Origin of the sequence: Pseudoalteromonas sp. Z1A6 (assembly GCF_011378745.1) — a bacterium.
Lineage (GTDB): Bacteria > Pseudomonadota > Gammaproteobacteria > Enterobacterales > Alteromonadaceae > Pseudoalteromonas > Pseudoalteromonas arctica.
This window is the reverse complement of record NZ_WTKW01000242.1, coordinates 1-6,547: the sequence shown is the minus strand read 5'-3', so window position 1 is coordinate 6,547 and position 6,547 is coordinate 1. Positions and strand designations below refer to the sequence as shown.

Annotated in this window: 7 protein-coding genes; all 7 read right to left on the bottom strand. The window is 38.5% G+C overall.

Features of this window, described 5'->3' with window-relative positions; translation table 11 throughout:
- Positions 1-39 precede the first annotated feature (39 nt).
- Positions 40-1,299: a tetratricopeptide repeat protein gene (locus GQR46_RS14345; RefSeq protein ID WP_165728221.1), complete on the bottom strand. Its 1,260-nt coding sequence runs from the start codon at positions 1,297-1,299 to the stop codon at positions 40-42.
- An 11-nt stretch (positions 1,300-1,310) separates the two neighbouring features.
- Entirely contained in the window at positions 1,311-1,928 is a 618-nt protein-coding gene (locus tag GQR46_RS14340; RefSeq protein ID WP_165728220.1) for an energy transducer TonB, read from the bottom strand.
- On the bottom strand, positions 1,928-2,332 hold the full coding sequence (locus GQR46_RS14335; RefSeq protein WP_007583867.1) for a biopolymer transporter ExbD: 405 nt from the start codon (positions 2,330-2,332) through the stop codon (positions 1,928-1,930). The genes GQR46_RS14340 and GQR46_RS14335 overlap by 1 nt, the downstream gene beginning before the upstream one ends.
- A gap of 14 nt (positions 2,333-2,346) precedes the next feature.
- Positions 2,347-2,871: a MotA/TolQ/ExbB proton channel family protein gene (locus GQR46_RS14330; protein WP_002961709.1), complete on the bottom strand. Its 525-nt coding sequence runs from the start codon at positions 2,869-2,871 to the stop codon at positions 2,347-2,349.
- Entirely contained in the window at positions 2,871-4,235 is a 1,365-nt protein-coding gene (locus GQR46_RS14325; RefSeq protein WP_007583865.1) for a MotA/TolQ/ExbB proton channel family protein, read from the bottom strand. Before GQR46_RS14325 ends, GQR46_RS14330 begins: the two co-directional genes overlap by 1 nt.
- 6 nt (positions 4,236-4,241) lie before the next feature.
- On the bottom strand, positions 4,242-5,012 hold the full coding sequence (locus GQR46_RS14320) for a DUF3450 domain-containing protein (RefSeq protein ID WP_024590812.1): 771 nt from the start codon (positions 5,010-5,012) through the stop codon (positions 4,242-4,244).
- Between the two features lie 1,097 nt (positions 5,013-6,109).
- Positions 6,110-6,313, bottom strand: coding sequence for a cold-shock protein (locus GQR46_RS14315; protein ID WP_002961702.1), 204 nt, complete (start codon positions 6,311-6,313; stop codon positions 6,110-6,112).
- Between the last annotated feature and the right edge of the window lie 234 nt (positions 6,314-6,547).

The window sequence follows — 6,547 nt, the reverse complement described above, 5'->3', positions numbered from 1 at the left end:
CCAGAGGGGCTTTTTATAAGTTGCTTTAGCTAATTAAAATTAAATTTTAACACCGTTGCGAGCGGCTTTATCTTTAATATATGTAGACCAACCCTTTGCAAACTTACGTGTGCGAGGGTCATCCATAGCTTTAGTAATTGCAGCATATGCTTGCTTATACTTACCTTGATAGTAATACGCTTCAGCTAAATCTGAATAAATAGTACCTTTTTTGTCAGAGCCAAGCTCTAATGCTTTGTTCAAACGAACAACAGCAGCACTGAATTTTTCAGATTGTAAAAGTAATGAACCAGCTTTACGGTAAAGTTCAGCGTCGTCATCAAATTTAGCAGCTTCTTCGTAGTACTTAGCAGCTTTTTCTAGATCCTTAGAGCGATGATAGTTACTAGCAATCGCGCTAACATTCTGCTTTGTACGTTTTACTTTTTCACTCTTAACGGCCTTTTCTAGCGTTACAGCTGCTCTAAAAGGGATCTCGTTTAGAGAGTAAAAGTTAGATAAGACTTTATACTCAACTTCATTTTCAAAGTAACCGTTCTTGTAAGCAACTTCCATCGTTGCTAAACCTTTTTGATAGTCTTCGGTTTGTAGGTAATATTTACCTAAGCTAACCCAAGCTTTTTTATCATCAGGCCATACACGAACAATCTCTTCGCCAATCTTAACCATGTTTGCATAGTCTTTAAGTTCAAAGTATGCACCCAGTTTTAATTGGTAAGGACCTTTATTAGGTTCTTTTTGAAGTTTAATTGCCTTATCTGCTGGTTCAAAAACATCACGAAATTGCTCTAACTGATAGTTAGCTTGAGCGATACGTGTATAAACCGTAGGATCTTCTTGGCCAGTGAAGTCCATCCAAGCTACATAAGCTTTTTTGGCTTCTTGATACTTTTCAGTACCGGCGTATAAATCGCCTAACAGTTTTAGAGTCTGTTCTTGATCAGCAAAGTTTAAAACATCAGGGGCAACTGCTTGCTTAGAGTACTTAATCGCTTCGTCATACTTTTCTTTTTGAGCGTACATGCTACCTAAGTAACGATTTACGGTCGCTTTATCAAAGTCATTCGAAGGTTCAATCTCTCTAAGCAAAACAATTGCTTCATCAACTTTTTCTTCGTTGTACAAGTCAAATGCTTTAATTACCTTTTTACCAGTACGCTCGCCCATGATTTTAGTTTTTGCTTTTTTACGCTCTTCAATCTTTGCGTAATCTGGCGCTGCTAAAACAGATGCACTTAAAGTAGCACCCGACACAGACATAAGAATCGCAAGAGCAGTTACTTTAGAAAAATTTCTCATTACTCGCCTCCTTAGTTGCCTTGGTTAAGTTTAAAGTCTAATTGAACTTGTAAACCTGGTTGTTTCTGTGGTTTTCCGTCAATGATCTTAGGACGGTACTTCCACTTACGCAGTGCGCGTTTAGCTTCACGGTCAAAGATACGTTTTGGATCTGCGTCAATTACTTCAACGTCAATCACTCCACCTAACTCATCAATTGTGAATGAAAGTTGTACCCAACCTTCTTTGCCATCACGTGCTGCTTGCGTTGGATATTTTGGTTCTATACGAACGATAGGTGTCGCATCACCATCTCGTCCAAATGCACCAGGACCACTTAGTCCACCAGCTGAACTACCAACATCAATGCTACCCATGTTAAATGACATAGCACCAGGGTTTGGATTATTATTTTCCGGCTGTGGCGGCTGCGGTTTAGGCGGCTGCTTTGGCGGTGGTGGAGGAGGAGGCGGTACACGCTTCCTCTCCTGCACCTTAGATTCAGGCGGATTCGTCATTATTTCGACTATGATCTGCTCTTTTTGTTCCGTATTACGGTCAGCCCCACCAGAGATGAGGAAGGCCATGAAGTAGAACAAGCCGAAAGTAACTGCCCCACCTGCAATCAGTGAAAACAGAAAACGAATCATTACTGATCTCCAGCTATTGAAATTCTAAGGTTGTCACCCGTCGCTTTAATCTGGTCCATAACTTTAACCACTGTGCCGTGTTTAGCTTCTTTATCAGCTTGTATAATCACAACTTCAGTAGGTTGTTCTGCTAATAAACTTTCAATTTTTGCTGAAATACGTTCAACATCAATTTGTTGTTTATCAACCCAGATTTCGCCGTTACTACGAATAGCAATAAAAATGTTAGCATTTTTTTGCTTAGTAGCTTGGGCAGCTTTTGGTTTATTGACCTCGATACCAGCCTCTTTAACGAACGATGTAGTTACGATAAAGAAAATAAGCATGATAAATACGATGTCAAGCATTGGCGTCATATCAACCGCTGCTTCTTCTTCTTCACGAAAACGTTGTTTACGTGCCATATTTAATTCTCTCTCTAGTGATGAGGCATACTATCAATAAGTTTGGCTTTCACCATTTTAGCTTTTGTCTCAAGACGTGAGCTAAAAAATACTCCAGATAGTGCCGCAACCATTCCAGCCATTGTTGGGATTGTTGCCATTGAAATACCTGATGCCATTAAGCGTGCATTACCCGTACCCTGGTTGGCCATGGTTTCAAAAACCGAGATCATACCAGTAACAGTACCAAGTAAGCCTATTAAAGGACAAACAGCTACTAATGTCTTAATCAACAACATACGCTGATCTAATTTTTCAGACGCTTCAGAAATCCATGCTTCACGGATTCTGTGTGCGTACCAAGACGTAGTGTCTTGGCGGGCATCCCACTTTGCTACAATTTCTTTCGCTGTGCGAGGAAACTCTGCAAGTAGAAACCAATAGCGCTCAATCATTAAAACCCACATCAGAAAGAGTGCTATCGCGACCACGTATAAAACCTGGCCGCCTGTGCCAACAAAATCCCTGATAGATTCCCATATCTCCATCAGGACTAGCATTAGGCTTTCTCCTTCTCCGCGTGAGTAGCAACGATACCCGCGCTTTGCTCATCAAGGATGTGTAATACCGACTTACTACGACCAGCTACAAGAGCATGAAGTAGAATTAGTGGTAATGCAGCAATTAGACCTAGCGCTGTAGTTACAAGTGCTAGAGAGATGTTACCTGCCATGATCTTCGGATCACCCGTACCGAACAATGTGATTGTTTGGAACGTTAAGATCATACCGATTACTGTACCTAGTAGACCTAGTAACGGTGCGATTGCAGCAAGAATCTTAATTATGTTGATACCAGCTTCGATGCGTGGCGTTTCACGTAGAATCGCTTCATCAAGTTTAAGCTCAAGGTTTTCAACATCTTGGTTCTTGTTGTCATGGTACACTTTAAGAATACGACCCAGTGGGTTATTTGTATTCGGTGTAGCAACATTTTTAAGCTGGCTCTTAATCTTACTAGTAGTAAGTGTAAGGTCAACAAAGCGAATTAGAGTAATTAGCATACCTAAAGCTAGTAAAGCTGTAATGATATAACCAACTACGCCACCTTGATGGAAGTATTCCATAAGTGTCGCTTTTTGAGTGTTGATACGTAAGATAGCACCACGAGTCGGATCGATATAAACACCAGCGTAGTTATCTGGTGATGTATTTTCAAGATCAGTGATACCGTCTAAAATATAGCTATCAGGCTGTTTACCTAGAGGCTGAATAGACTTAGTTTCTGGTGAATAAATTAAGTAACCATCGTCTGTAACTAAGTTAAAGTTACCGATACGCGTTACTTTCTTCATTGACGGGTTACCGTCAAGACCAGCAACTTCAGTTTCAAAAGTTGAAACTTTAGCTGATTCAGTCATTTCTGTTTGAAGTGAAATCCAAAGTTCTTCAAGTTCGCGAACTGTAGGAAGTTCTTTAGCAGCAGCTAATGAACGTAAGATTTCAGCACGGCCAGGTTTCTCAGCACTAACTAGTGATGCTTCGATAGAACCGATAGCGTCTTGAGCTGCACGACGTACAACACCAAACATCTCACCCAAAGTACCTTGAGCACTTTGAAGAGCGGCTTCTTTTTCAGCTAACGTGTTTTCATTTTGTGCATATTGCTTAGTTAAGCTTTCACCACGAGACTTCTCAGAAGCAAGTTGGCTTTTAGCTTTATTAAGTAAAGATTGCTTGTCAGCACGATCTGATAAGAACTCTTGTTCACGTTTCTTATCGATTTTACCTTCAGAGATACGCTCTTGCTTTACTTGCTCAAGTATTTTATCTAGAGCTCCAGTATTTGCATGTGCATTTAACGCGGTACCTGCAGAAACAGTTAGTACTGCGGCAACAGCAAAACCTTTAAATAGTTTCTTCATTATTGATTACTCCGCGCCAAAGATAGGTAGTTTAACAAGTTCTAATGTCGCTTGCTTACGCGCCATACGAATAACTTCTTTAACAGGTTTTAGGTATTCTTCACCTAATTCTTTCCACTGTTTAGTGTTGTTATCCCACACCCAAGCATGTTTCAAGTCAAAAGACTGAGCAACGTAAGTAATACGACCTAACTGACCGATATCAACGTTAATACTTTTGCCATCAACTTCTAGTGTACCTTGTGAAGCAGATACAAGTGAGCTGTATGCTGTTTCAATAGTGTAAGCTTCAAGTACTTGACGGAATTTTTCAGACGTCGTTACAGACGCAGAAACCATGATTTCACGTAGTCTTTCAACACGTCCTAAACGCGTCTCTAGATTAAATGGAACGTCCGCTTTGATGAATTGCTCAAGCGTATCGATCATGCGATACATCAAAGGCACAACGTTTTGTTTCGTGTTATCAATCGTAGCGATTTGACGATCAAACGATTCAATAGACGCGTTTTGGCTATCAACCAAGCGCGACACGTGATCGTTATACACTTTCATAAGTTCAGTCTCATCAACAACGCTACGGTACTCAGCGATTAGCTCCTGAGTTTGACCATATACATTGTCAATTTTAGTTTGAGACTTAACCGCAGCCTTTTGAATTTGTTGACCTGCTTTTTGCACGTCATTCAAAGGATCTGCAATCACATTGCTGCTTGCAAATGCAAATGCGCCAACCAACGCAGTTGCTACAAGACTCTTTCTGATTTTAACAGACATAGTTCCCAACCAATTAAGTAATGTTACTTTTATAATTTAATTATCCTCCGAAGAGAACAACCCTGATATCTTTTAATAGATATCAACCTTCCAATAATGCTAAATGCAATTAGCGCTGTCAACTTGATGTTTACTAATCTCTGCAAATAAATAGCTAAGTTAATGCTTAAACAAAAGTACTAGCACACAACTGTTAACATTATTGCAACTAAGCTTTTGCTTAATATTTCGATTAAAGCCTTTTGAGGGGTGTATTTATTCGCATTGCACTGACATAAAACAACATTATTGCAACATTTAGCCAAAGCTGAATTCGCACTGAAAAAAAACAAAAAAAAATATAGATAGATATAACAAAAGTTATTTTTTAAACGATTTCAGCACATTTTATCTCCCCAATAACACTTCATCTGAAAAAACAAACCATTTGTCGCACAAAAAAACAACACTGGATAATCTCTAATACCGCCCACCTTGCTTTATGCACGCAATACCTAAAGCCATTTATAAAACGTGTTTCCCATAAATAGTAATAATAAGTTTCTTTTAGCAAGGCCTGAAATAGCCAAATAGCTTTCGATAATTAGACGAGTTACATTTACCGCTTTAGAGTGCTCATTAATACTATTTAACAGTTAAATTTATTTAGTAACAAAGTTAATCACAAAAAGTTGCTCAACTTTAATAATAATGGACTATAAATGATGCCTAACGCTTCCATAATAAGCTATCAGAGGCCTATAGAGGTTCCCTTGCCCATTTATAGTTAAAGTACAAAACTTCAACCTGATTGCACTAGCAAGACTTACACTAAAATTTACACAGATTGTTATTTGGCATCATTTTTATGTATATAAGTATCGGATCAGTTGGATAAATTGTAAGGGATGTTTTAAATGCGATAGAAAGTGGTTCGATTGTATAAGTTATTCAGATAATTGAATTTTGGGTTTGTATTAAAATAGAAGATTTAAGAATATATGAAATTTGTGTTCAAGGATTTAAAAAGAAGGATTTTATTAATTATGTACATAGAGAGGAATTATGGTGAAACAGAGACCTGCTTCACCAAGATGAACTAGAGTTCACATAATAAATTATGCTGCTTCTACGTTCTCAGCTTCAGGGCCTTTTTGACCTTGTTTGATGCTGAATGTCACTGCTTGACCTTCGCTAAGAGTGCGAAAACCAGAACCAGTGATTGCGCTGAAATGTACAAACACGTCAGGACCATTTTCTTGTTCAATGAAACCAAAGCCTTTAGCTTCGTTGAAAAACTTTACTTTACCAGTAACCGACATACTAAATTTTCCTGTAAGTCAATAATTAAAATTCAGCCATATTATTATGGCAATATCCTCCCTGAGTCAATGCTCAAAAATATGGAGGTACAGTACAGGAACAAGTAATAACCTAACCGGTAACCTTAAACGCAGCACAATATCCGTAAATTCAATACATAAAAACTCAAAGCAAGGTAAGATTAACACATTATATTTTTTTTCGCTCTATTAATTGGGAATTATTTATTAAAA